We start from the raw sequence: 23,209 nt of genomic DNA on the forward strand, positions 1-23,209 counted from the left end.
CACTAATGTACGGAACTGTTCAAAAGGCTTGCGACCCCGGGCCACACGATCGCCCGTCGCCGCCGGGTTCAAGGCCGCGAGCCACCTTCCTCCGGGCGATGGAAGACGCCGGTATCTACTCCCGCGAGTCGACGGTCCTCGGCCGCCCCCTCCAGATCGCGGTCGCCAGCGGACAGGTGATCGACGTGTCGTTCCCCGACCGGGTGCCCGACGATGCGGAGTCGGACCACGAGATCCTCGCCCGCCTGTTCGCCTACCTCGACGGCGAGCGCGACGACTTCGCGGAGGTCGAGGTGGCGATAACGGTCCCGACCGACCAGCGTGCGGTGCTCAAGGCGGTCTGCCAGATCCCCTACGGCGAGACCGGCACTGCGCGGCAGGTGGCCATGATGGCGAACCTCGACCCCGACGACGAGGACGACGCCCAGACCGTCAGGAGCGCGATCCGGGCCAACCCGGTCCCGATCCTCGTCCCCGACCACCGCGTCGAGGACGTGCCCGGGGCGACGCCGGACGACGTGGCGGCAACGCTCCGAGACCTCGAGCGGTAGGCGAGAACGGCGACGGAACCGGTGAGAACGGCGGCGACCGCGAGAACGAGGCCGATCAGTCGAGTCGGATCAGGAAGTACACGACGGCGATGGCGAACAGCGCCTGCCCAGCGGTCGCGACCGGGCCGATGTCGAAGTTCACGCCGCTCCCGTAGGCCGCCGCGGCCGCGAGGAACAGCGCGGTGTTGCCGACGGCGTTGATCCGCGGGCCGGTGTGGACCGCCATCGAGCGGTAGCCGGCGACGATCGCCACCGCGAGGAAGGCGAGCGCCAGCAGTTCCTCCATCGTTCCGGCCCCGGACCGGACGCGATACCCCCCGTAGACGACGAGCGCGACGCCGGCGAACCCCGTCAGCGCCGTGCCAGCCTGCACGAGTCGATCCCCCATATCGACTGAATCGACGGAGGGCGGCTACTTAATGTCGACGGCGGGGGCTCCCGACGGTCGAGTGGAACGAACCACACGCTTTTGGCCGATGGCGCGGAACCCCGACCGAATGGAGTTCACGGCCATCCCGGGCGTCGGGGAGAAGACGGCCGCCTCGCTGGCCGAACTCGACGACGCCGAGGCGGCGTTGCGAAGCGGCGACGTGGCGGCCATCGCCCGCGCGCCGTCGATCACCGAGGGCCGCGCGGCGGCTATCGCCCGCGCCGCCGTCCGTCGGGAGCACGACGACGACGGGGGGTTCCTCGCCACCGACCGCGCCGACGAGATATACGACCAAGCGCTCTCGCTGCTGCAGGCCCGTGCCGTCACCGACTACGGCGCCAAGCGCCTCCAGACGTTCTTCCCGAGCAGCGCCGCCTCCCGGATCGAGGAGGTCCGGGGCTTCGCGGCCGCTGCGACCGAACGCGACCCCGACCCCGACCTGCTCGACGCGCTCGCCGGCGTCGAACCGCTCGAACCGGCGGAGGGGATCCGTGTCCGAGAGCGCTGTCTCGCCACCAACGACGCCGAGCGCTACGCCGAGGCCAAGGCCGCCCTGCCCGAACTCCCCGTCGAGGTCATCGACGAACGCCGGGAACTCGGCGAACTCGGGCGCTCGTACTCGACGGTGTACGTCCTCGACGCGGAGTTCGCGGGCATCGACGTGGACGGCGACGTGCGCGTGGTCCCCGACGCGCTCGAACGGCCCGCGGAGTTCGTCCCCGAGCGCACGCTCACCTTCTTCGCCGACAACCGCGAGCGCCTCCTCGCCGCCGCAGCGGTCCACGAGACGGCTGGCACGAAACCGAGCGGCGACCTCGATTCGCTCCGCGCGGCGCTCGACCGCGTCGACGAGGACGGCGGCATCGTCGGCGACGAGGAACTCGAACGGCTCTCGGTGGCCGTCGACGACCTCGACGCCGCCGTCAGCACGGCCGAATCGGTCGGCAACGACCACCTCCGGGACGCTATCGGCGAACAGGACGTGACCATCGAGGGCACGGACTTCCTCTCGTTGGTCGAACAGGGCGCCCGCGTCGACTCCCTCCTGTCGCGGGAACTCGCTGACGACTACGACGAGGCGGTCCGGCTGGCCCGCGAGCACGTCGTCGACAGCCTCGACCTCGACTCGGGGGAGGCGGAGTTCGTCGAGCGGGTCTTCGGCGGCGAGCCCTCGTTCCCGCTCGAACACAACGAGGAGGCCGTCTCTCGGCTCAGCACCGAACTCGCCGCCGACCGGGACCGCCGGGCGAACCGACTGGAGACCGAACTGGCCGCGGAACTCCGGGACCTCCGCGAGCCAGCCGAATCGATGGTCGAGGAGGCGCTCGAACTCGACGTGGAGTTGGCGGTCGCGCGCTTCGCCGACGACTTCGACTGCACGATGCCGACCTTCGCGGGCGAGGGGTTCGAGATCGAGGGCGGGCGCTCGCCGCTGCTGGACGTGGACTTCGACGAGGTCGACCCCGTCGACTACGGCGTCGAGGGCGTCACCCTCCTCTCGGGGGTCAACTCCGGCGGGAAGACCTCGACGCTCGACCTGGTGGGGTTGATCGTCGTCCTCGCCCACATGGGCCTGCCAGTCCCGGCCGAGCGCGCCCGCGTGAGCCGTGTCTCGGAACTGCACTACTACGCCAAGTCACAGGGCACTCTCGACGCCGGCGCCTTCGAGAGCACGCTCCGGGAGTTCGGTGACCTCGTGGCGGGCGCGTCGGGGCGCCTCGTGCTGGTCGACGAACTGGAGTCCATCACCGAACCCGGCGCCTCCGCGAAGATCATCGCCGGGATTCTCGAAGAACTGGACGAACAGGGCGCGAGCGCGGTGTTCGTCTCCCACCTCGCCGACGGCATCCGTGAGGCCGCGAGCTTCGAGGTGGCCGTCGACGGCATCGAGGCGGTGGGGCTGGTCGACGGCGAACTCCGGGTCGACCGCTCGCCCAAGAAGAACCACCTCGCGCGGTCGACGCCCGAACTCATCGTCGAGAAGCTCGCCGGGGAGTCCGACGGCGGCTTCTACCGTGATCTGTTGGAGAAGTTCTGACCGTCGGAACGCTAAAACGGCTCTTTGTCTTTAGCTAACTACTTTGTCAAACGGGAGCCAAGCCGTGATTGCGATCCCCCGTTTCGGCCCTCCACTAACCCGCTGTCGTCCCCGACTTCGGCCCTCCCTCGTGCCCGTTCCGGGCACACCTCACTTCTCGACGGTGAACTGCGCGAACGTCTCGCCGCCGACGGTGCGTAGCTCCCCGGACAGCCCGCCTTCCTGCGGTTCCAGTACTGCGAACGACTGCCTCGCCCCCCGCGGGTCCGCGTGGCTCCCGGGGTTCAACAGCGTCACTTCGCCGGCCGCCTCGACGCGGGGCCGGTGGGTGTGGCCCGAAACCACGAGGTCCGCCCCGCGCTCCCGGCCGAACATGCCCAGTCCCGTGTCCCCGCCGCGCCGACGGTGGGTGGCCGCGATCCGGACGCCCTCGTACTCCAGTACGGTCGCCTCCGGCAAGCGTTCGGTTACGGCCGGACTGTCGGCGTTCCCGTGGACCGCGCGGAAGTCGTCGGTCCCGTCGTAGAACGAGTCGAGCACCGCCTCGGTCGTGAAGTCGCCGGCGTGGAGCACGAGATCGGCGTTTTCGACAGCGTCGGCAGCAGCACCGACGAGCGAACTCCCGTCGAGGGCGTGGGTGTCGGAGAGGACGACGAGCATGGTCGCCCGTCGGCGCGCGGCCGGGAAAAGCGACGCGGGCCGGCGTCGCCGCGAGCGACGGCGTGGCAAACCGATAAGTCACTCCCTCGTGACGGTCTGTCCATGGCTGGCAGCACTGGGGTCGTGTTGGCGGCGTTGGTCGCCAACGGCGCCATCGCGATCCTCAAGTTCATCGGCTTTCTGCTCACGGGGAGTCCCTCCATGCTCTCCGAGACGTATCACTCCATCTCCGACACCGGCAACCAGGTGTTCCTCCTCATCGGCATCCGCTACTCCGACAAGAGCGCGAGCCGCGAGCACCCCTTCGGCTACGGGAAGGCCCAGTTCTTCTACGCCTTCCTCGTCTCGGTGTTGCTGTTCGGGATCGCCGGCTGGGAGAGTCTTCGCCACGGGATCCACGCGATCCGGACCGCCGGCCAAACGGAGATCAGCACGTTCACCGTCCCCGTCGTCGGCGCCGAACTCGAGACGTTCTGGCTCAACGTCGCGGTGCTCTCGGCGGCGATCGTCTTCGAGACGTGGGCGCTCGCGAAGGCGAACGCGGAGCTTCAGAGCCAGATCGACCAGTTCGGCTGGTCGGGCATCCGCGAGGCGTTCGGCAAGACCAGCGACGTGACCACCCTCACCGCGTTCACCGAGGACGCCATCGCGCTCGGCGGCGCGGGGATCGCGCTGATCGGCGTCGTGCTCACGCGCTACACCGGCGACGGCATCTACGACGCCATCTCGGCGGGGGTCATCGGGCTCCTACTCATGGGCTTCGCGCTCGCGCTGGCGTGGGAGAACAAGCGCCTCCTGCTCGGCGAGAGCCTCCCGGAGGACGTCGAACGGGAGCTCCAGAACATCGTCACCAGCCACCCCAGCGTCGTCCACGCCGACCAGTTCCGAACCGTCTTCTTCGGCCCGCAGAAGGCGATGCTGACCGCACAGGTCAGCTTCGACCCCTCGCTCGCGACCGGCGACATCGACGACTCCATCTCCGAGATCGAGCGAAAGCTCGAGGAGGCCGACAGCCGGGTCAGTCTGGTCTACATCGAGCCGGAGCTCTGAGCGCCGACCGCGAGTTCTAAGGCGGGCGCCCGGTAACGACCGCCCGTGCCGCGGTTCGACTACCCCTGTCCCGACTGTCACGCCGCCAGCAGCCTCCACGACGCCGGCTGCCGGTTCGAGGGAACCGAGTGGCAGACCGTCGAGCGTGCCTACGTCGACGTGCTCGCGCCGCTTACTGCCGGCGCCCGCAACGAGGACGACCTCCGTGACCTTGCCCCCGTGTGGGACGCGCTGCATCAGGCCGCCCTCTCACACCTCCGCCGGGCCGGCCGGGTCCAGCCCGACACCAACGGCCGACTCGAACTCCTGACAGCCGACGAGTACCGCGAACAGGTCTCCGAGCCGACGACGGACCCGATGCGGACGATCTACCGCCGGGGCTCCTACCCCGGCTGCCACGACAACGCCGTCTTCGCCATGGTCGCGTGGTACGAGATGGTCGGGCTGACGTGGCCCGAGACCCGCGAGAAGGTGATCGAGTGGCTCGAGGAGTCCGGAACGTGGGCCCGCGGCGGCTTCGAGGAGACGAGCCCCGCCGAACTGGTCGACAGTAAGCGCCACGTCTACGAGGCCGGATACGGCTGGAAGGAGAAGGCCCAAGCCGCCAAACATGTCATCGAGCGTCACGCCTGAGTCCGGTTCTGGGGCCGTGGGGCGACGACGACCCGACTCCCCACCCGACCGCACCACTCTCTCTCCGATCGACTGAACCGCCCCTCCGAGTGCGCCCACAAGCTTAGGGTGACTGGGGTGTCCATTCCTGTATGGCCGTTCCGGAGGGTGCGACCGCCGAGATCCGCGGGCGGCGGCGGGCGATCGCCGTCGTCATCGGCATCGTCTTCGTCGATCTGCTCGGCTTCGGCGTCGTCATCCCGATCCTCCCCTACTACGTCCGCAGTTTCGCCGTCAGCGACGCCGTCATCGGCTTGTTGGCGGCCTCGTACTCCCTGATGCAGTTCCTCGCGGCGCCGACGCTCGGCCGCCTCTCCGACGAGCGCGGTCGGCGCCCCGTCATCCTGCTCTCGCTCGTCGGGAGCACGGTCGCGTGGACCGTCTTCGGCGTCGCCGGCGAGGTGGGCGCCATCGCCGGCACCGCGGCGGGGCTGGCGGCGCTGTTCTCCTCGCGGATGCTCGCCGGCGCGATGGGCGGCAACATCGCCGCCGCGAACGCGTACATCGCCGACGTGACGCCGGCGGAGCGCCGGGCGGGCGCGCTGGGTCTGCTGGGGGCGTCTTTCAGCCTCGGCTTCATTTTCGGCCCGGCGCTCGGGGGGTTGGCTGCCAGCGACGCCGTCGTCCGCGCCGCCGACGCCGTGCTTCCCGATCTCGTCCCGACGACGCAGTACTCGCTGCCGAGTTTCCTCGCGGCGGGGCTCTCGCTGGTGGCACTGGTGCTCGCGCTGCGGTTCCTCAAGGAACCCGACCGGCTCCGGGGGGCCGGCGAGCGCCGGACCCTGATCGACACCTTCCGGGACGCGCTCGCGGACTCGTCGCTCCGGGGGCTCGTCATCGCGTTCTTCCTCTTCTCGCTCGCGTTCTCGGGCGTGCAGGTGATGTTCATCCCCTTCGCGGCCGACGTCTACGGCTACGACGCCACGCAGGTCGCGCTGTTCCTGAGCTACCTCGGGGTCCTCGGCGCGGTGAATCAGGGCGTGCTCGTCGGGCGGCTGAGCCGTGTCGTCAGGCCCGCCCGCCTCGCCGTCGTCGGCGCCGCCCTGCTCGCGTCCGCACTCGCGATGCTGCCGTTCTCCCCGGAGTTGGGCCGGTTGCTGCTGCCGTGGGTCGATCTGGTGGCGCCGGAGTTGGCGTGGCTGCTGGTCGCCGGCGCGGTGCTCTCGCTGGGGAACGGGCTGCTTGGCGTCTCGCTGTCGACGCTGGTCTCGACCGGCGCCAGCGACGAGCGACAGGGGAGCGCGTTCGGCGTCACCCAGGGGGCGGGCAGTCTCGGCCGGACCGTCGGCCCGCCGCTCATGGGCGTGCTCTACGTCGCCACCTACTGGTCGCCGTTCGTCGTCGGCGCGCTGGTCGTGCTCCCGGTGCTCGGCCTGCTGGCACAGCGGGCTCGGTAGCGCGGCCGCAGGACCGGCGTGACATCGCCCCCGCGGTTTATGTCGGTTCCGTCGGTATCGGGAGTAATGAACTGGGGGCTCGGCTACGTCGTCCTCGCTGCCCTCAGCGGCCTCACGACCCTCGCACTCGCCGTCTACGCCGTGCGACGCGACGAACCGGGAGCGACGTACTTCGCGGCGATGATGGCCGGGGCGTCCATCTGGGCGCTCCCCTACGCGGCCTCGCTGTTGGTCCCCGACCCCGCCGTCCACGTCCTCTTCGAACTCCCCGTCGAGGTGGGAAAGGCGGTGCTCGTCCCCTCGTGGCTGCTGTTCGCGCTCGCCTACACCGGCCGCGGGGGATACATCAGTCGCCGGCTGATCGCCGGGATATTCGCCCTCCCGGCGGCGACGATGGCGCTGATCGTCACCAACGACAGCCACGGCCTCGTCTGGTCGAACTACCGGGTCGTCGAACAGTTGGGGATCTCGATCAGTTGGTACGACCCCGGCGTTTGGCACTGGATACACGTCGGCTACGGCTGGCTGCTCGTCGGCATCGGCGTCGCGCTCATCTTCGAGTTGGTGCTCTCCCGGGACTCGCTCTACCGGGATCAGGCGGTCGCGCTCGTGGTCGGCACGCTCGTCGCCACGGTCACGCAGGCCAAGGCCGCGCTGTTCGTCGGCCCCTATCCGGGACTGGACCTCACTCCCGTCGGCCTCGGCATCACCGGGCTCTCCTTCGGTTACGCGCTGTTTCGCTACCAGCTGTTCGGCGTCTCCCCAGCGGTGGGTCGGCTCGGTGCCCGTGCGGCCCTCGACGACGTCGGCGTCGGCGTCGCCATCATCACCCGCAACGGCGACGTGGCCGAACTCAACGCCGCCGCCGAGGCCGCTCTCGGCACCGATACCGACGGCGCGGTCGGCGACCCCCTCGATAGCTTCCTCCCCGTCGACCGCTTCGACCCCGCGGACCCGCCCGAGACCGTCGAGATCACCGACGACGAGCGCCGCAGCTACGAGGTGACGGTCAGCCCCGTCGACGACCAGCACAGCGAGCCGCTGGGCTACACGGTCGTGCTCTCGGACGTGACCGTCCGGGAGCGCCAGCGCCAGCGCGTGGAGGTGCTCAACCGCGTACTCCGGCACAACCTCCGGAACGACCTCACGGTCGTCCTCGGCTACGCGGGGACGCTCGCCGACCGACTCGACGGGGAGGAGCGGGAGATGGCCGAGATGATCGAGGAGAACGCCCGCGGGCTGGCCGATCTGGGGGAGAACGCCCGGCAGGTCGAGGCGTTCCTCGACGCCGAGGAGACGACGTTCGACGCCGCGGCGGCGGTCCGATCGGTGGTCGCTGACCTCGGCACCGAGTGGCCGGACGCGACCGTCGAGACGGCGATTCCCGACTCGCTAGCGCTCCAAGGGGTCGAGCGGGCCTTTGAGGCCATCGTCGAGAACCTCCTCGAGAACGCGCTGGAGCACGGCGACGACCCGGTTCGGGTCTCCTTGATCGCCGAAGACGGCGTCGCCCGCCTCGTCGTCGCCGACGCCGGGCCCGGGATCCCCGACCACGAGGTCGCCGTGCTCCGTTCCGGCGGGGAGACGGCGCTCGAACACGGCAGCGGGCTCGGCCTCTGGGCGGTCCACTGGGGGGCGACGCTCCTCGGCGCCACGACGGAGATCGAGACACCCGAGGGCGGCGGGACGCGGATCGAGGTCCGGTTCCCGATGGACGCCGATTAAGCGACCTCCGAGAGTGTGTCGAGGCCGTCGACGGTGACGACGCCCGACTCGGCCCCCGAGTCGACGTGGATCGGGAGGAACCCCGCCTCCCGCGCCGGCCGGGCGTCGTGCTCCAGCGAGTCGCCCACGTAGACGTACGCCTCGCCGGCGAGGCGCTCCCGGGCGGCGTCGAAGATCGCCGCGTCGGGCTTGTGAGCCTCGATCTCGTAGCTCGAGAGGAACGCGTCGAAGCGCTCGAACAGCCCCGCCGTTTCGAGTTTCCGGCGCTGGACCGACGTGACGCCGTTGGTCAGCACGCCCAGTGCCGTCTCGTCTCCGTCGAACGCGTCGAGCGCTGCGTGCGCACCCGCTGCGGGCGTCGACGCTGCCACCTCGGCATCGACGTAGGCGGCGGCGAGCTCGTCGGGATCGGCGTCGAGAGCCGTCGCCTCGACGGCGGCCGCCATCCCGGCTCGGTAGGGATCCGGCTCGAAACAGTCGAACGCCTCGAAGAACGCCTCGCCGTAGGCTGCCTGTGCCTCGGCGGTCGGATCGGCGTCACCAGACCACGTCGCGTTCTGGGTGCTCGCGGAGCGTTGCTCCGTGACGCCGACGGCGTCGCAGGCTCGCTCGAACAGGTCGTCGTACTCACAGTCGAGGGTGAGGAGGGTCCCGTCGCAGTCGAAGTAGACGGCGCGCATGCTCGTGGGTCGGCTGGCCGGCTGAAAAAAGCGGGGCGGGTGTGGGGCGGTCTCTCGCGGTTAGTCGCTCTGGATACGCGGCGCGAGCATGAACGTCACGTTGCCCAGCCCCTCGGCGAACTCGTAGTGAAGCTTCACCGGGAACTCCTCGCCGAGTTCGACGCGGACCTCGGCGTCGGAGGCGATGGCCTTGTTCATGTCCTTCAGGTAGTCGAGGCTGAACAGCGAGTCGGCGGGACCGGCGGTGAGGTCGATCAGGTCCGCAGCATCGAGATGCAGGTCCACGTCGTCGGTGTCGCCCTCGGCCTCGATGTGGAACGTCTCCTCGGCCTCGTCGACGCGCAGGCGGATGTGGTCGCTCACCATGTCCGCGGCGGTGATCCCGCGGTTGAGCTGTGCCCCTTCGAGCACGATCTCGGCGGGGAGGTCGAGGTCCGGGATGTCCGGCTCCTGTCGGATCGAGTCGGGGTCGATGAGCGCCAGCGTGTAGGAGAGCCCTTCGACCTCGATGTGGAGTTTGCGGGTCTCCTCGTCGAGTTCGAGGTGGATCAGGTCGTCGGCGTTGGCCATCCCCGCGACCTCCTCGAGTCGCGTGAGGTTGACGCCGATGACGCCGCCGTCGGCCTCGTAGGACTCGAACGCGGCCGCTTCGAGGGTGAGGTCGACCATGCCGACGTTCGCCGGATCGACGGCTCGGATCGACAGCTCCTCCTCGTTCAGCCGGATCTTGCACTCCTCGACCAGCACGCTCACGGCGTCGAGGGAGTCCCGGAGCGTCGACGCGCTCACGATGGCCTTGAACATGTCCGTTGGTTCCCCCCGCCACTCAAAAAGCCTCCCGATTCCGGGTGCCCCGAAGCGCCGTCGGTGCGGGGCAGGACCCGTCTCCGGACCGACTCCGCAAGCGGTATGGGCCGCTGCCGAGAGTTCCGAACGATGGACCCACGCATCCGCGAACACGCCGAGACCATCGTCGAACACTCCACCGGCATCGAGGCCGGCGACGACGTGATCGTCTACCTCCCCGGGGACGCCGAGGACCTCGCCGTTGCCCTCCACGAACTGCTTGGCGAGAAGGGTGCCAACCCCCTCCTGCTCACCTACTCCGAGCGCGCCGACCGCGCGTTCCTCCGCAACAGCGACGAGTTCGACACGCCCGAACACGAACTCGCGCTCTACGAGAACGCCGACGCGACGATCATCGCCCGCAGCGGCCCCAACCCCAGCGAGAAAGCCGACGTGCCCCCCGAGCAGACTGCGGCGTACAACCGCGCCCACGACCCCGTCAAGAAGGCCCGCCTCGATACGACGTGGTGTCTCACCCAGTACCCGAGTTCGGGCTACGCCCAACTCGCGGGCATGAGCACCGAGGCCTACGAGAACTTCGTCTACGACGCCGTCTCGCTGGACTGGGAGGCACAGCGCGAGTTCCAGCAGAACCTCGTCGAGATCCTCGACGACGCAAGCGAGGTCCGCATCCGCGCCGGCGAGGAGACCGACCTCACGATGTCCATCGAGGGCAACACCGCGGCCAACGACTACGGCGAGGCGAACCTCCCCGGCGGCGAGGTGTTCACCGCCCCCGAGAAGTACAGCGTCGAGGGTGAGGTCCACTTCGACATGCCACTCTACCGGCAGGGCCGCGAGGTCGAGGGCGTCCGCCTCACCTTCGAGGACGGCAAGGTCACCGAGTTCTCCGCCGAGCGCAACGAGGACGTGCTGCAGGGCGTCTTTGACACCGACGAGGGTGCACGCTACCTCGGCGAGCTCGGCATCGGGATGAACGACGCCATCGACCAGTTCACCTACAACATGCTGTTCGACGAGAAGATGGGCGAGACGGTCCACATGGCGGTCGGCAGCGCCTACCCGATGTGTGTCGGCGAGGGCAACGAACTCAACGACAGCGCCGAACACGTCGACATGATCCTCGACATGAGCGAGGACTCCGTCATCGAGGTCGACGGCGAGGTCGTTCAGGAGAACGGCGAGTTCATCTTCGAGTAGCCGGGCCGACACCCCCGAACGCCCTGCGGGGCTACCGCTCCGGCCTGCCCGCGCAACGTACAAAGGTAAAGTGTGTTTGCCCCGCACACCCCGGTATGAGCGACCAGGAGATCGACGACATCGATAAAGCGATCCTGTACGCACTCCAGGAGGACGCTCGAAACATGTCCTCCGGGGACATCGCCGAGCGGACCGGTACCTCGGACAGCACCGTCCGCAAGCGCATCCAGCGTCTCGAAGCCGACGGCCCGATCAAGGGGTACAGCGCCAACGTCGACTATCAGAAATCGGGCTACCCCCTCCGGATGTTGCTGTACTGTACCGCGGCCATCCCCGAACGGGCCGACCTCATCCCCGCCATCCTGGACATCGAGGGGGTCGTCTCGGTTCAGGAGTTGGTCACGGGCGAACAGAACCTCCTCGTCACCGCCGTCGGCGAGACGGACGACGACATCACGCCCGTCGCTCAGGAACTCCTCGATATGGGGCTCACCGTCGCCGACGAGGTCCTCGTTCGAAGCCACGAGACGACGCCCTTCGGCAAGTTCGACGCCGAGGCCCACGCCGACGAGGAGTCCTAAGGAAACACCGTACTCGGCCGCGAAACGGCCGACTCCCCGGTCGATGTCGCTTCTCTCTCCTCTGGACCCGTGCGTCGTCGACGACGCAACCACGGCTCAGACTCGTCCCGCCCAGACACGGCTGTCGGAGTCACAGGCACGCTCGTCCGATGACACGCCGCGGGATGGCCCGACTGACCCTCGAACGGAACCAGATTGTTCACCAATCGCCAAATCTCGAACGGATTGGGAACATAGACAGATTTATCGTTGCTTCTGTTCTCCAAGTCGAGTAAGTACGACCGAATCAGGATTACGGGGCGCGTCCCGGATGCCGGGAGCGGTCGTCCGACGCACTGAACGATGCCAGGAACCAGTTCGAACCCGACGGTCGGAGCACGCCCGGACACGACGGTCGAATCGCCGTTCGTGCCCGTTGCACTAACGTGGGGAGTGTGGTCGCTGTTCGCCGCGAGCATCGCTGTCCTCGTCGCCAACCTCCGGGCCGGTTGGACGTGGGAACTCCCCGGCCTGGTCGCCGTCGACGGGCTGACCGCCCTCATGTGGGTGGTGGTCACCTTCTTCAGCGGGATCGTTCACAGCTACTCGCGCCGGTACATGGCCGGCAGCAGCCACGAAACGCGGTTCTTCCTCGTCATGTCCGGGTTCACCGCGGCCGTGATGGCGCTCGTCGCGGCCGATCACGTCGTCCTGTTCGTGTCGCTCTGGGCGGCGATGGGGCTGTTGATGGCGGAACTCATCGGTATCAACAAGGGGTGGAACCAGGCGCGGGCGGCTGCGACGGTCGCACGCAAGTACTTCCTCGCCAGTAGCGCGCTACTGGGCGTCGCGCTGCTCGCGTTGTGGCGGGCGACCGGCGCGTCGACGGTTTCCGGCATCGGCGCGGCCGCCGACACGCTCGGCGGGCCAGTGTGGCTGGTCGCCGTGAGCGCGCTCGTGCTTGCCGCGATGATCCAGTCCGCGCTCATCCCGTTCCACGGCTGGCTGCTCTCCTCGATGACCGGCCCGACGCCGGCGTCCGCGCTGATGCACGCGGGGTTCGTGAACGCGGGCGGCATCCTGCTGACTCGCTTCGCCCCGGTCGTGACGGTCGACTCCGGACTCATGCTCGCCGTCGTCGCCGTCGGCGCGGCGAGTGCCGCCGGCGGGAAGCTCCTGAAGTCGGTCCAGACGGACATCAAGGGCAAACTCGGCTGTTCGACGGTCGGCCAGATGGGGTTCATGATCATGCAGGCCGGCCTCGGCTTCTTCGGGGCTGCGGTCACCCACCTCGTCCTGCACGGCTTCTACAAGGCCTATCAGTTCCTCAGTTCGGGCGAACAGGTCCACCGCACGAGCCCCAGCGGGGCCACAGCGGACACCGTCGGGCGCCTGACGAGCGCCGTCGGCGTCACCGTCGCGGTGCTGACCGGGATCGGTGGCGGTGTCGTGTTCACGGTCCTGACGGGGAAGGGGGCGAACGTCGACAGCGGCCTCCTGTTGACCTTCTTCGTCGTCTTCACCACGCTCCACGCGGCCCGCAGCGCGGTCCAGCACACCTCGCTCCCGCCGCTCGTCCGCTACGGCGCCGTGCCGGTGGTGTTCTTCCCGGCCATCGTCATCTACGCCGTCGTCTACGAGGGCGTCTCGGGGCTCCTGACGGTTAGCACGGCGACGACCGAACTGACCCTGCTCCACGGCCTCATCGCCGTCGGCTTCGTCTCCGTCTACGTCGCCATCGAGACGGGCGTCCACGAACAGAGCCGGCGACTCTACGTGGCACTGCTGAACGCCACCCAACCGGCGTCGGACACCCTACTGACTTCCACGGAGGAGTACAATGAGTACTGAACCAGCTATCCGCGACAGCATCGAGGAGGCAGCGACCACCGTCGGCTCCCTGTGGCCCATCCACTCGTTCGTGACGGCCAACCCCCTCGCGGGGTTCGAGGACCGACCGTTCGGGGAGGCCGTCGAGCGGGCCGCGAGCCTGTTGGGCGGGCGTGGCTACCCCAGCGCCGAGACGTTCGCGGCGGCGCTCGAACGCGGGCAGATCGACCGCGGGACCCTCGAAGCGGAACTCGCCGAGGCGGGCTACGAGGACGACCCCGAGACCCTCCTCGACCGTATCGACGACGCGGCCGACGCCGGGCGGGGCGACGGGGACGCCGCCACGGACCACGTCGACCGCGTGCTGACGAAGTGGCTGTCGGCCTTCCTCGACGAGGGGAGCGCCCACTGGTCGATGCCGAACCGCGAGGCGGGGTTCTACACCGCCTTCCGGGGCATGGCCCAGTACGACAGCGACATCCCCGACGAGGGTGTCGTCGCCGACCTACCCGACTCGCCGACAGCGGCTATCGCGACGGTCATGCAGTCGTTCCCCGAGGGCCAGTGGGCCCCCATCTTCGAGACCCAATTGGCGGCCCTCCCCGGCTGGACCGGGTTCATCAAGCAGCGCGCCGAGGACGATGGCGCGTGGCAGTCCACCCACCCGATCACGCTGGAGGGGTACCTCGCGGCGCGTCTCGCACTGGTGGACGCCGTCGACGCCCCAATCGAGCCGAACGAGGACACTGCCGACGACGTCCACCCGGCGGACGAACTCGCACAGGCGTTCCTGCGTGCGTGGGAAGCGACCTACCGCGACGACCTCGTCGGGACCGTGGCCGAAGAGAGCCGGTCGATGGCCGACGGCGACCCGTCGGGCCGCCCGGACGCCCAGTTGGTCTTCTGTATCGACACCCGCTCGGAGATCATCCGTCGCCACGTCGAGGCGACAGGCGACTACGAGACCCACGGCTACGCCGGCTTCTTCGGCGTCCCGATGGAGTACCAGGGGTACGACGCCGACACCGCAGTCGCTGCCTGCCCACCGATCGTCGACCCACAACACCACATCTCCGAGTTCCCGACCGACGACGACACACGGGCACGCCACGACCGCTGGTCCGGTATCCGTGCGGCCGCCGACAACGTCATCGAGATACTGGAGGCCAACGCCGCCACCGCCTACGGCTACGTCGAGACCGCCGGGGCCGGCTACGCGCTCTCGCTCGCGGCCCGGACGCTCGTCCCCGGACGCGTTCACGACCTGCTCGACGCGGCCGACGAGAACGTGCCCGACGAACACGAGTTCTGTGACCCGCTCGTCCACCACCAGTACAGCTACTCCGGCGACCTCCCGGTGGGACTGACCGACGAGGAGAAAGTCGAGTACGCGGCGACCGCCTTCGAGTTGATGGGCTGGGAGACGTTCGGCCGCCTCGTCGTCTTCACCGGCCACGGAAGCGAGACGGCGAACAACCCCTACGAATCCAGCCTCGACTGCGGTGCCTGTGCGGGCAACCCGGGCGGCCCGAGTGCCCGCGTCCTCGCGAAGATCTGCAACGACGAGGCCGTCAAAGCTGAACTCCGCGACCGCGGGTTCGACATCCCCGAGGACACGGTGTTCGTCGCCGGCCAACACAACACGACCACCGACGAAGTCGAGCTGTTCGCCGACGGCGTGCCAGAGAGCCACGCCGAGGACCTCACACAGCTTCGCGCGGACCTCACGACGGCCCGTGAGAACGCGGCCGCCGAGCGCGCCGAGTCGATGGGGGCCGACGGCTCGACTGGCGTCCGCGAGACCGAACGCCGTGCGGCCGACTGGGCCGAGACGCGCCCCGAGTGGGGGCTGGCGGGCAACGCCGGATTCGTCGTGGGTCCCCGCGAGTTGACGCGCGGCTACGACCTCGACGGGCGCGCGTTCCTCCACTCCTACGACTGGTCGACTGACCCCGACGGGGACGCACTCGAGGCGATCCTCACCGGCCCGATGGTCGTCACCCAGTGGATCAACGCCCAGTACTACTTCTCGACGGTCGACAACGCCGTCTACGGCGGCGGGTCGAAGGTGACACAGAACCCCGTCGGCAACGTCGGCGTCTATCAGGGCAACGGCGGCGACCTGATGGCCGGGCTCCCGCTCCAGTCAGTGATGGCCGCCGACGGCGAGCCGTACCACCAGCCGCTCCGCCTCTCGACGGTCGTCCACGCGCCGGTCGAGCGGGTCACCGAGGTCCTGGCCGGCCACGAGCAACTGGTCGAGGTTCTGGACAACGACTGGCTCTCGCTGACCGTCGTGGACCCCACGCAGGACCACCGCGCCTTCCACTACGCGGAGTCCCTGGAGTGGACGCCAGCGTCCGACCCGCCCGAGGACTCCCCGGCGATGCCGAACGCTCGCCCCGTCGCGGACGACTGACCCCTCCCGAACGGCGCCGACGGCGTCGACGCGTCGGCGACGGCTACTCCTCGTTGATCGCCAACTCGAACTGCTGGTTCTCGACGACCGCGTTCAGCACGACCGAGGTGTTCGACTCCCGCACGTCGTCGTCGGTCAGGATCCGCTTGATCCGCTCGTTCATCTCGTCGGTGTCCTCGAACTTCCCGACGGCGACGATGTCGTGGTCGCCGGTCACCTCGTACACCGACACCATCCCGCGGAGCCCCGAGAGCCGGTCGGTGATCTCAGGCAGCGCCGCACCCTCGACTTTGAGTTGGAGCACCGCGGTCACGTCGTAGCCCAGTTCGTGGTAGTTCACGTCGGGACTGTACCCCTCGATCACGCCCTGCTCCTCCAGGTCCTGTAGGTGGTTCGAGACGGTCGTCACCGACACGTCGAGCTCCTCGCCGAGGCTCCGCAGGCTCGCGCGGCCGTTCCCGAGTAGCGAGTTGATGAGGCGTGCATCGAGGTTTTCGTACGTCATGGTACCCACTCCGTCGGTGAGGTGCAAGAACTTTACGAACATCCAATTCTGCCATTTGCTCTTCGGCAAGATTGGGTTAGGAGGGGAATATTCTTGTAGTATCAGCCTCTCGACCCCGGTAGAGCATGACGGACGAACCAGTCACGGACGGCGGACTCAGCGAGGAGGAGAGCGAGGTACTCGACCGTATCGAGCGCGAGGACATCGACTTCCTCCGACTGCAGTTCACGGACATCCTCGGGACGGTCAAGAACGTCTCCGTACCCGCGGACCAGGCCGAGAAAGCGTTCACCGAGGGTATCTACTTCGACGGCTCCTCCATCGAGGGGTTCGTCCGCATTCAGGAGTCGGACATGCGCCTGAAGCCCGACGCGAGCACGTTCGCGGTGCTGCCGTGGCGCGACACCTCCGCGCGACTCATCTGTGACGTGTTCAATACGAGCACGGGCGAGGCGTTCAAGGGCGACCCGCGTGCGGTGCTGCAGGACGCCCTCGACCGCGCCGACGAGATGGGCTACGAGGTCAACGCCGCGCCCGAGCCCGAGTTCTTCCTGTTCGAGGAGGACGAGGAGGGCCGCGCGACGACGAAGACCAACGACGCCGGCGGCTACTTCGACGTGGCGCCGAAGGACCTCGCCAGCGACGTGCGCCGGGACATCATCTACGGGCTTGAGGAGATGGGCTTCGACATCGAGGCCTCCCACCACGAGGTCGCCGAGGGCCAACACGAGATCAACTTCGAGTACGACGACGCGCTCTCGACGGCCGACAACGTCGCCACGTTCCGCACGGTCGTCCGGGCCATCGCCGCCCAGCACGACCTCCACGCGACGTTCATGCCCAAGCCCATCGCGAAGGTCAACGGCTCGGGGATGCACGTCCACCTCTCGCTGTTCACCGACGACGGCGAGAACGTCTTCCACGACGAGGGCGACGAGTTCAACCTCTCGGAGACGGCCAAGCAGTTCACCGCCGGGATCCTCAACCACGCGCCGGCGCTGGCGGCCGTCACCAACCCCACCGTCAACAGCTACAAGCGACTGGTGCCCGGCTACGAGGCGCCCGTCTACGTGGCGTGGTCCGACCGCAACCGCTCGGCGCTGATCCGCAAGCCGGCCGCGCGCGTCCCCGCCGCCTCCCGTATCGAGGCGCGCTTCCCCGACCCGTCGTGTAACCCCTACCTCGCCTTCGCGGTGCTGATCCACGCGGGCCTCGACGGGATCGAGAGCGGCGCGGACTGCCCCGACCCGATCCGCGAGAACATCTACGAGTTCGACGAGGAGAAACGCGAGGAGTACGGCATCGACACGCTGCCGACCAATCTCGGCGAGGCCATCGACGCCCTGGAAGCGGACGAGATGGTGTACGACGCCCTCGGTCCCCACGTCGGCCCCAAGTTCGTCGAAGCCAAGCGCGCGGAGTTCGCCGACTACCTGGTCGACGTCTCCGACTGGGAACTCGACCGCTACCTCGAGACGTTCTGAGTCGCCGCAATCGCGCTCTTTTTCGGGTCAGGTGAAGTAGTCCGTAGTATGACCCTTCTCGTCCCGTTCGACGGGTCGACGTTAGCAGAGGCGGCACTCTCCCGCGCTGTGCAGTTCGCCGAGGCGTTCGACGAGACGGTGTTGGCCGTCGCAGTCGTGCCCCAGGGCAACACGAACTACGCCCGCGAACACGGCTGGATCGACCCCGGCGACCCCTTCGACGCCGACGCCATCGCGGCGACACTCGGCGATCAGGTCGCGGCGCTGGCGCCCGAGGCGTCGTTCCGCGCCGAGCCCGTCTCCCGCGGCGCGCGGGCCGGTTCGATCGCTCGCGTGATCCGACGGCTCGCCCGGACCGAGGACGCGCCGATGGTGTTCGTCGGCAGCGAGAACGCCGGCAGGCTGGTGACGAACCTCACGAGCGTCGGCGGCAACGTCGCCGCCGACCGGCAATACGACGTGGTGATCGTCAGGAACACCGCGCCGGTATCCGGGACGGCGTAGCGGCGCCGGGACCGCCGTGGCCGTCGCGGGCCCCGTTCGACCCCCGTCCGAGCCTCGCCACTCACGAGCGGAGCGACGGCGAAAACGAGTTACGCGACACCGGCCGCGGTTCAGCGGAAGCGCTCGGCGAAGCCGCCGGCCGTCTTCGCGGCGCCGATGACGCCGCCGAACATGACGAACAGCACGTAGAGCCCGAGCGTCGAGGTGAACGTGATCAGCATCGCGGCGACGGCGGCCCAGCCGTCGAGCCAGTAGAACGCGCCGAGGCTCAGCGCGACGCCGTAGAGCAAGACGAGATACGGCCCCCAGCCGCGTGCCTTCCCGCGGCGCATCCGCGAGCGGACGTACGCCTTCAGGTCGGCTTCGAGTTGGGGCCGGTCGACGGTCCGCTGCTCCACGTCCTCCTCGAAGCCGGCGAGCTCGGACCGGAGCTCCTCGACCTCGTCCGCGAGTTCGGCCACGTCGGGCGCGCCGCGGGGTTCGCGCTCTCCCATATGTCGGGAGGCTGGCTCCCAGTCCCCTTGGAACTGCCGGTCGGACGTCGCCGCGGCGTGGGGGTCTCCGGCAGTCGCGGGGGGCTGGCCCGCGCCGGCACCGACGGCCGCGCCGCCGGTCTCGGCGCCCGGCATCCGGTGGTCCGCGAGCACGACGTTGATGACCGCGCCCAGGATCACCACGGCCCCCGCAAGGTAGAGCCAGGTCACCAGCAGGATCACCCCGCCGACGACGCCGTAGGCAGAGGTGCTGGCGACGCCGGCGTACAGTTGGAAGCCGGCCTGCATCACGGTCCAACTCACGGCGGCGACGACGGCGCCGGGAAGCACCTCCCGGACGGTGACGGCAGTGTCGGGGAAGCGGTAGAAGATGGGGAGGAACGCCGCGGTCAGCACAGCCGGCAACGCGAGCACGCCGAGCGCCTCGACGACGACGCCGAGGTCCAGCGCCGCGAAGGCGCCGGCGAGCACGAACATGAGCGTCATCGAGGCGCCGATACCGACGACGACGACGGCGGAGTCGATCAGCTGATCGAGCAGCGTGTCCTCCCGCTCGGTGCCGTACACGTCGCCGAAGGCGGTGTCGAGCGCGCGGAACACCTTCAGGGTCCCCCAGAGCAGGAAGGCGACTCCGACGATCGTCGCGCCGCCGCGCCCCTCGTCGGCGGTCAGTGCCGTCGTCAGCACGTCCTGCCCGCTCGGGGTGAGAAAGTCCCCGGTCGACTCCAGTACGACCGCCGCCAGCTCCTCGCCGCCGAGCGTGGTGGCGACGACCAGCGCGAGCACCGCCGCCGGGATCAGCGAGACGAACGCGTAGTACGCCACCGCCGCCGCGAGGAACGTGAGGTCCTGTTCCTTCGAGACGACGGCGACGCGCTTGACCGTCCAGATGGCGGTACGGAGGCGTGACTTCACTGTCCGGCGATACACGCGGGCGCTACAAGAACCTCGGGGCCGTGACGGGACCGGCGCTCGCTCCCCGCTCGACCGCTCCGTGATCACCGCCGGCCGACGACGGAGGGCGTCGACAGCACGGGCCACGGCCGGTCACCCCGCCTCGGGACCGAACCCCGCCGCGACGCAGCAGCGCCAAGTAGCCGCGGGCCGAACCCGTCGTTCCACTTATGAATGTTCCCTCCTAACACGGACCATGGCCATCGCCCGTCACGGGAGCGGTCCCGGCGCCCTCCTCAGCGCCTACGCCTCGCAGGTCCACCCGGTGTTCATGCTGCCGCCGGTTGCGACGGCGCTGTTCGGCGCGGCGCTCGCGGGACCCTTCGACCCGCCGACCGCGCTCGTCGCCGCCGGCGCGGCCTTCTTCGCCGTCTACACCGCCCACGTGAAGGACGGCTACGTCGACTTCCACCACCGTGGCGAGGACGACGACCATCCGCTGACCGTCCGGGGCTGTCACATCGGCCTCGCCGGCGCCACAGCGGGGTTCCTCGTCTGTCTCGTCGTGCTCGCACTCCTCGCCAGCCCCGTCGCCGTCGCGTTCGCGGCGCCGATGTGGGTCATCGGCTACCTCCACGCGCCGCAGTTCGACACCAACCCCGTGACGACGACGCTGGGCTACCCCGTCGGTATCGGGCTCTGTCTGCTCACGGGATACGCGGCTCAGACCGGTGGGCTCGCCGCGCGACCGCTCGCGCTCGCGGCGGTGCTCGTGACGGTCCTCGCGGGCGTGAAGATCATCGACGACGCGCAGGACTACGACTACGACCGCTCCATCGAGAAACACACCGTCGCCGTCGTACTCGGCCCCGAGCGATCACGGTCGCTGGCGGTCGCACTGCTCGGCGTCGGCCTGTTCGCGGTGGTCCCGCTCACCATCGTCGGGACGCTCCCGCCGGCCGCGCCCGCCGCGAGTCTGGTTTTCGGCGCCGTCGCCGCCATCGCGGTGCGCCGGGACCCCCGGACGGCGACGATGCTCCTCGTCCGCGGCGCGTACCTGTTCCTCGCGGTACTCCTGATCGCGGTCTTCTTCGAACCGCTCGCGGGCGTGCCGCTGCCGGACATCACCGTCCTCGGGCCGTACACCTACCTCGCCACGGAGGTCGTCTTCGGCGCCGCCGCGGTCGCGCTGCTGGTCCGGGCGGGCGACGGTGCGCTCCGCCGGGCCGCTCGCACGATCCCAGCGCTCTACCCCATCGCGTACGTCTGGGACTGGTACACGCTGGAAGTGGGTGTGTTCGCCATCCCGATGCGGACCGGGATCGAACTGCTCGGAATCCCGCTGGAGGAGCACATCTTCATGATCGTGGTGCCGGCGCTGGTGCTGGGGATCCACGAGACGGTCAACCCGTGGGAGGACTGAACGCTACTCGGTCGTGACCGTCGTCACTCCCGTTCGCTCGCCGCGGGTGGTTCCGCCGCTTCCCGGATCTCGCTCACGTCCGCGTCGGTCTTGAAACAGGTCCCGCCGTAGTGCGCCCTGCTCGCCGAGAAGCCGGCGTCCCGCAGGTCGTCGAGGAACGTCTCCAGCTTGTTCGCCGGTGCGCCCCACTGCTTGCAGAGGCGGTGTTGGTCGTAGTGGCTCGGCGTGTCGAGTTCGCCGCTCAGCGTCTCCAGCAGTTCGCTGGCACGCTGCCACTCGCCCATGTTCGGCCGGACTTCGGCGGCGGCGGCGTCGACGAACTCGCTGTCGGCGACGGGGCCGAGCCAGATCGGTCCGGCCGCCGAACAGCGCGCCGAGCCGCAGTTCGGGCAGTCATCGGGGGGATGGGCGATCCGGCCGTACTCGTGCTCGCGGTAGAGACAGTCCTCGCAGTGGTAGACGAAGCCGAGCCACTGCAGCGCCTTGTCCGCGGCCGTCGCCCGGTGGGTCACTTCGAGGTACGTCCGGGCGTAGTGCCGCGTCGCGTGCGAACAGATCGGCTCCACCGCCACGTCCCGGCGGGCGGCGACACGTGCCATCGCGCCGATGAGGACCCGGAGGCCCATCTCGCGGTGGAAGTCGGTGTTCCGGGGGACCGTGTCGTACTTTCGTACCCCCGAGTCGAAGTGGGCGCCACAGAGCGGCGCCGTATCGGTCGCGGTCACACAGAGCAGCTTCCGGGTGCCGGCGACGGCGGCGTCGGCAAACGGCATCGGCGTCCCGAACGGGTCAAGATCGACCACGTCGAAGCGCTCCTGATGCATGAGGACGTTCGCGTCGGCCTCGACGGCCTCGCCGGGCAGGTCGTTCAGGGCGAGGTTCTCGCGGGCCAGTTCGACGGCGTCGGGGTCCACGTCGGCGGCGGTCACGTCGTAGCCGACCTTCGCCGCCCGGGCTGCACGCACGCCGGTGGCGCTCGTGGCGTCGAGGTACGAGAACGTGCGCTCGTCGGCGTCGGCGCCGAGCGCGTCGCCGTTCCGCGCCAGCCCGCTCCCGCCGAGGTTCGCCGCGCCGCCGTCGGTCCGCTCGGCGAACGCCCGCAGCACCGCGACGGTCACGTCGCGGTTCAGCTCCATCTCGGGGTTGAAGAAGACCGCGTCGCCGGCGCCCTCGCTGCTCGCGTCCCGCGGATCGGGCGCCTCGACGGTCACGTCGCCCTCGCTCACGCGCATGGGGAAATCTGGTCGGCCGGTCCGGAAAGCGGTTGCGTTCGGGGCGACGCCGCTTTGGGCCCGGGGTGCCAAGCGGTCCCATGGACGTGTTCGTCTACGGCACGCTGACCGAGCCGGAGCGGGTCGCCTCGCTCGTCGATTCGTACGCCTTCCTCGGCTCGGCGGTGCTCTCGGGCCTGCACCCCGTCCAGGGGGCGTACCCGACGCTCGCCCCCGGCGGCCAGACCGGCGGGCGACTGCTCCGCACCGACGACACCGACGCGCTCGACGCCTACGAGGGCGTCGACGACGGGCTCTACGTGCGCGTATCGGTCCCGGTCGTCTCGCCGGACGACGACGCGGGACTCCCGGAGGAGGCGGCCGTCTACGTCGGTCGACCGGACAGACTCGGCGTCGCCGACGAGGTGGACTGGCCGGCAGTCGGCGGCGGGGGCGACACGGTTGACACCGACTTCCCGGCCCGCGTGAGCGAGTACGTCCGAGCCAACGGTGTTCGTGTTCGACCACAGTAAGGTTCTCGAATACGGGCGCTTCGTCGCTCCTCTCCCCACTCTTCACTTACACCGTGGTCTGCGTATCCTTATACCGGTCCGTGGCCAAGGGGAGAGTGCACGCAGGTGACGCGCGTGCTCCCCCTTTCCCCCTTTCCCCGCT

Annotated in this window: 21 protein-coding genes; 14 read left to right on the plus strand and 7 right to left on the minus strand. The window is 69.2% G+C overall.

Annotated elements, in window-relative coordinates:
• Positions 1–98: 98 nt before the first annotated feature.
• Positions 99–551, plus strand: coding sequence for a methylated-DNA--[protein]-cysteine S-methyltransferase (locus NO998_RS11850; RefSeq protein WP_267647413.1), 453 nt, complete (start codon positions 99–101; stop codon positions 549–551).
• A gap of 55 nt (positions 552–606) precedes the next feature.
• On the opposite strand, the gene NO998_RS11855 is transcribed toward NO998_RS11850, so the two are convergent.
• Positions 607–939 carry a hypothetical protein gene (locus NO998_RS11855; RefSeq protein ID WP_267647414.1) on the minus strand — a complete coding sequence of 111 codons (333 nt, stop codon included), beginning with the start codon at positions 937–939 and terminating at the stop codon, positions 607–609.
• A gap of 109 nt (positions 940–1,048) precedes the next feature.
• Between NO998_RS11855 and NO998_RS11860 the strand changes: the two genes are divergently transcribed.
• The gene (locus NO998_RS11860; protein ID WP_267647415.1) at positions 1,049–3,019 is read left to right on the plus strand and encodes a MutS-related protein; all 1,971 of its coding nucleotides are present in this window, start codon (positions 1,049–1,051) and stop codon (positions 3,017–3,019) included.
• Positions 3,020–3,169: 150 nt separating this feature from the next.
• Here NO998_RS11860 and NO998_RS11865 read toward each other — a convergent pair whose 3' ends face one another.
• A complete protein-coding gene (locus tag NO998_RS11865) occupies positions 3,170–3,679 on the minus strand; it encodes a metallophosphoesterase (protein WP_267647417.1) in 510 nt (169 codons plus the stop codon).
• Between the two features lie 102 nt (positions 3,680–3,781).
• Here NO998_RS11865 and NO998_RS11870 point away from each other — a divergent pair, with 102 nt between their 5' ends.
• From NO998_RS11870 to NO998_RS11885, 4 genes are all read left to right on the plus strand, one after another.
• Entirely contained in the window at positions 3,782–4,729 is a 948-nt protein-coding gene (locus tag NO998_RS11870) for a cation diffusion facilitator family transporter (protein WP_267647418.1), read from the plus strand.
• Positions 4,730–4,774: 45 nt separating this feature from the next.
• Positions 4,775–5,362, plus strand: coding sequence for a DUF7474 family protein (locus tag NO998_RS11875; protein WP_267647419.1), 588 nt, complete (start codon positions 4,775–4,777; stop codon positions 5,360–5,362).
• A gap of 131 nt (positions 5,363–5,493) precedes the next feature.
• A complete protein-coding gene (locus NO998_RS11880) occupies positions 5,494–6,798 on the plus strand; it encodes an MFS transporter (protein WP_267647421.1) in 1,305 nt (434 codons plus the stop codon).
• A gap of 66 nt (positions 6,799–6,864) precedes the next feature.
• Positions 6,865–8,523, plus strand: coding sequence for a sensor histidine kinase (locus tag NO998_RS11885; protein WP_267647422.1), 1,659 nt, complete (start codon positions 6,865–6,867; stop codon positions 8,521–8,523).
• Here NO998_RS11885 and NO998_RS11890 read toward each other — a convergent pair.
• Positions 8,520–9,203, minus strand: a complete 684-nt coding sequence (locus NO998_RS11890; RefSeq protein WP_267647423.1) for an HAD family hydrolase — start codon at positions 9,201–9,203, stop codon at positions 8,520–8,522. The two genes, NO998_RS11885 and NO998_RS11890, sit on opposite strands and share 4 nt — an antisense overlap.
• A gap of 60 nt (positions 9,204–9,263) precedes the next feature.
• Positions 9,264–10,007: a DNA polymerase sliding clamp gene (locus NO998_RS11895; protein ID WP_267647424.1), complete on the minus strand. Its 744-nt coding sequence runs from the start codon at positions 10,005–10,007 to the stop codon at positions 9,264–9,266.
• A gap of 132 nt (positions 10,008–10,139) precedes the next feature.
• Here NO998_RS11895 and NO998_RS11900 point away from each other — a divergent pair, with 132 nt between their 5' ends.
• The 4 genes from NO998_RS11900 to NO998_RS11915 all read left to right on the plus strand — a co-directional run bounded on the left by NO998_RS11900 (position 10,140) and on the right by NO998_RS11915 (position 16,019).
• Positions 10,140–11,210, plus strand: coding sequence for an aminopeptidase (locus NO998_RS11900; protein WP_267647426.1), 1,071 nt, complete (start codon positions 10,140–10,142; stop codon positions 11,208–11,210).
• A 95-nt stretch (positions 11,211–11,305) separates the two neighbouring features.
• Complete coding sequence (locus NO998_RS11905; RefSeq protein WP_267647427.1) at positions 11,306–11,791, plus strand: Lrp/AsnC family transcriptional regulator; 486 nt, start codon at positions 11,306–11,308, stop codon at positions 11,789–11,791.
• A gap of 342 nt (positions 11,792–12,133) precedes the next feature.
• Positions 12,134–13,621 (plus strand): proton-conducting transporter transmembrane domain-containing protein, encoded by a 1,488-nt coding sequence (locus tag NO998_RS11910; RefSeq protein WP_267647428.1) that lies wholly within the window; start codon positions 12,134–12,136, stop codon positions 13,619–13,621.
• The gene (locus tag NO998_RS11915) at positions 13,611–16,019 is read left to right on the plus strand and encodes a DUF2309 domain-containing protein (RefSeq protein WP_267647429.1); all 2,409 of its coding nucleotides are present in this window, start codon (positions 13,611–13,613) and stop codon (positions 16,017–16,019) included. The genes NO998_RS11910 and NO998_RS11915 overlap by 11 nt, the downstream gene beginning before the upstream one ends.
• Positions 16,020–16,062: 43 nt before the next feature.
• On the opposite strand, the gene lrp is transcribed toward NO998_RS11915, so the two are convergent.
• Entirely contained in the window at positions 16,063–16,524 is a 462-nt protein-coding gene (lrp, locus tag NO998_RS11920; protein WP_267647430.1) for an HTH-type transcriptional regulator Lrp, read from the minus strand.
• Between the two features lie 125 nt (positions 16,525–16,649).
• On the opposite strand from lrp, the gene glnA reads away from it, so the two are divergent.
• Both glnA and NO998_RS11930 read left to right on the plus strand, forming a co-directional pair.
• Positions 16,650–18,008: a type I glutamate--ammonia ligase gene (glnA, locus tag NO998_RS11925; protein ID WP_267647431.1), complete on the plus strand. Its 1,359-nt coding sequence runs from the start codon at positions 16,650–16,652 to the stop codon at positions 18,006–18,008.
• A gap of 48 nt (positions 18,009–18,056) precedes the next feature.
• Complete coding sequence (locus NO998_RS11930) at positions 18,057–18,512, plus strand: universal stress protein (protein ID WP_267647433.1); 456 nt, start codon at positions 18,057–18,059, stop codon at positions 18,510–18,512.
• A 110-nt stretch (positions 18,513–18,622) separates the two neighbouring features.
• On the opposite strand, the gene NO998_RS11935 is transcribed toward NO998_RS11930, so the two are convergent.
• Positions 18,623–19,921 carry a YihY/virulence factor BrkB family protein gene (locus NO998_RS11935; protein ID WP_267647434.1) on the minus strand — a complete coding sequence of 433 codons (1,299 nt, stop codon included), beginning with the start codon at positions 19,919–19,921 and terminating at the stop codon, positions 18,623–18,625.
• 235 nt (positions 19,922–20,156) lie between these two features.
• Between NO998_RS11935 and NO998_RS11940 the strand changes: the two genes are divergently transcribed.
• Positions 20,157–21,323: a lycopene cyclase domain-containing protein gene (locus NO998_RS11940; protein WP_267647435.1), complete on the plus strand. Its 1,167-nt coding sequence runs from the start codon at positions 20,157–20,159 to the stop codon at positions 21,321–21,323.
• A 23-nt stretch (positions 21,324–21,346) separates the two neighbouring features.
• On the opposite strand, the gene NO998_RS11945 is transcribed toward NO998_RS11940, so the two are convergent.
• Positions 21,347–22,555, minus strand: coding sequence for a tRNA (guanine(10)-N(2))-dimethyltransferase (locus tag NO998_RS11945; RefSeq protein WP_267647436.1), 1,209 nt, complete (start codon positions 22,553–22,555; stop codon positions 21,347–21,349).
• Positions 22,556–22,635: 80 nt separating this feature from the next.
• Between NO998_RS11945 and NO998_RS11950 the strand changes: the two genes are divergently transcribed.
• The gene (locus NO998_RS11950) at positions 22,636–23,067 is read left to right on the plus strand and encodes a gamma-glutamylcyclotransferase family protein (protein ID WP_267647438.1); all 432 of its coding nucleotides are present in this window, start codon (positions 22,636–22,638) and stop codon (positions 23,065–23,067) included.
• The last annotated feature ends 142 nt before the right edge of the window (positions 23,068–23,209 follow it).

This window comes from Halolamina litorea (assembly GCF_026616205.1).
Taxonomy (GTDB): Archaea; Halobacteriota; Halobacteria; order Halobacteriales; family Haloferacaceae; genus Halolamina; species Halolamina litorea.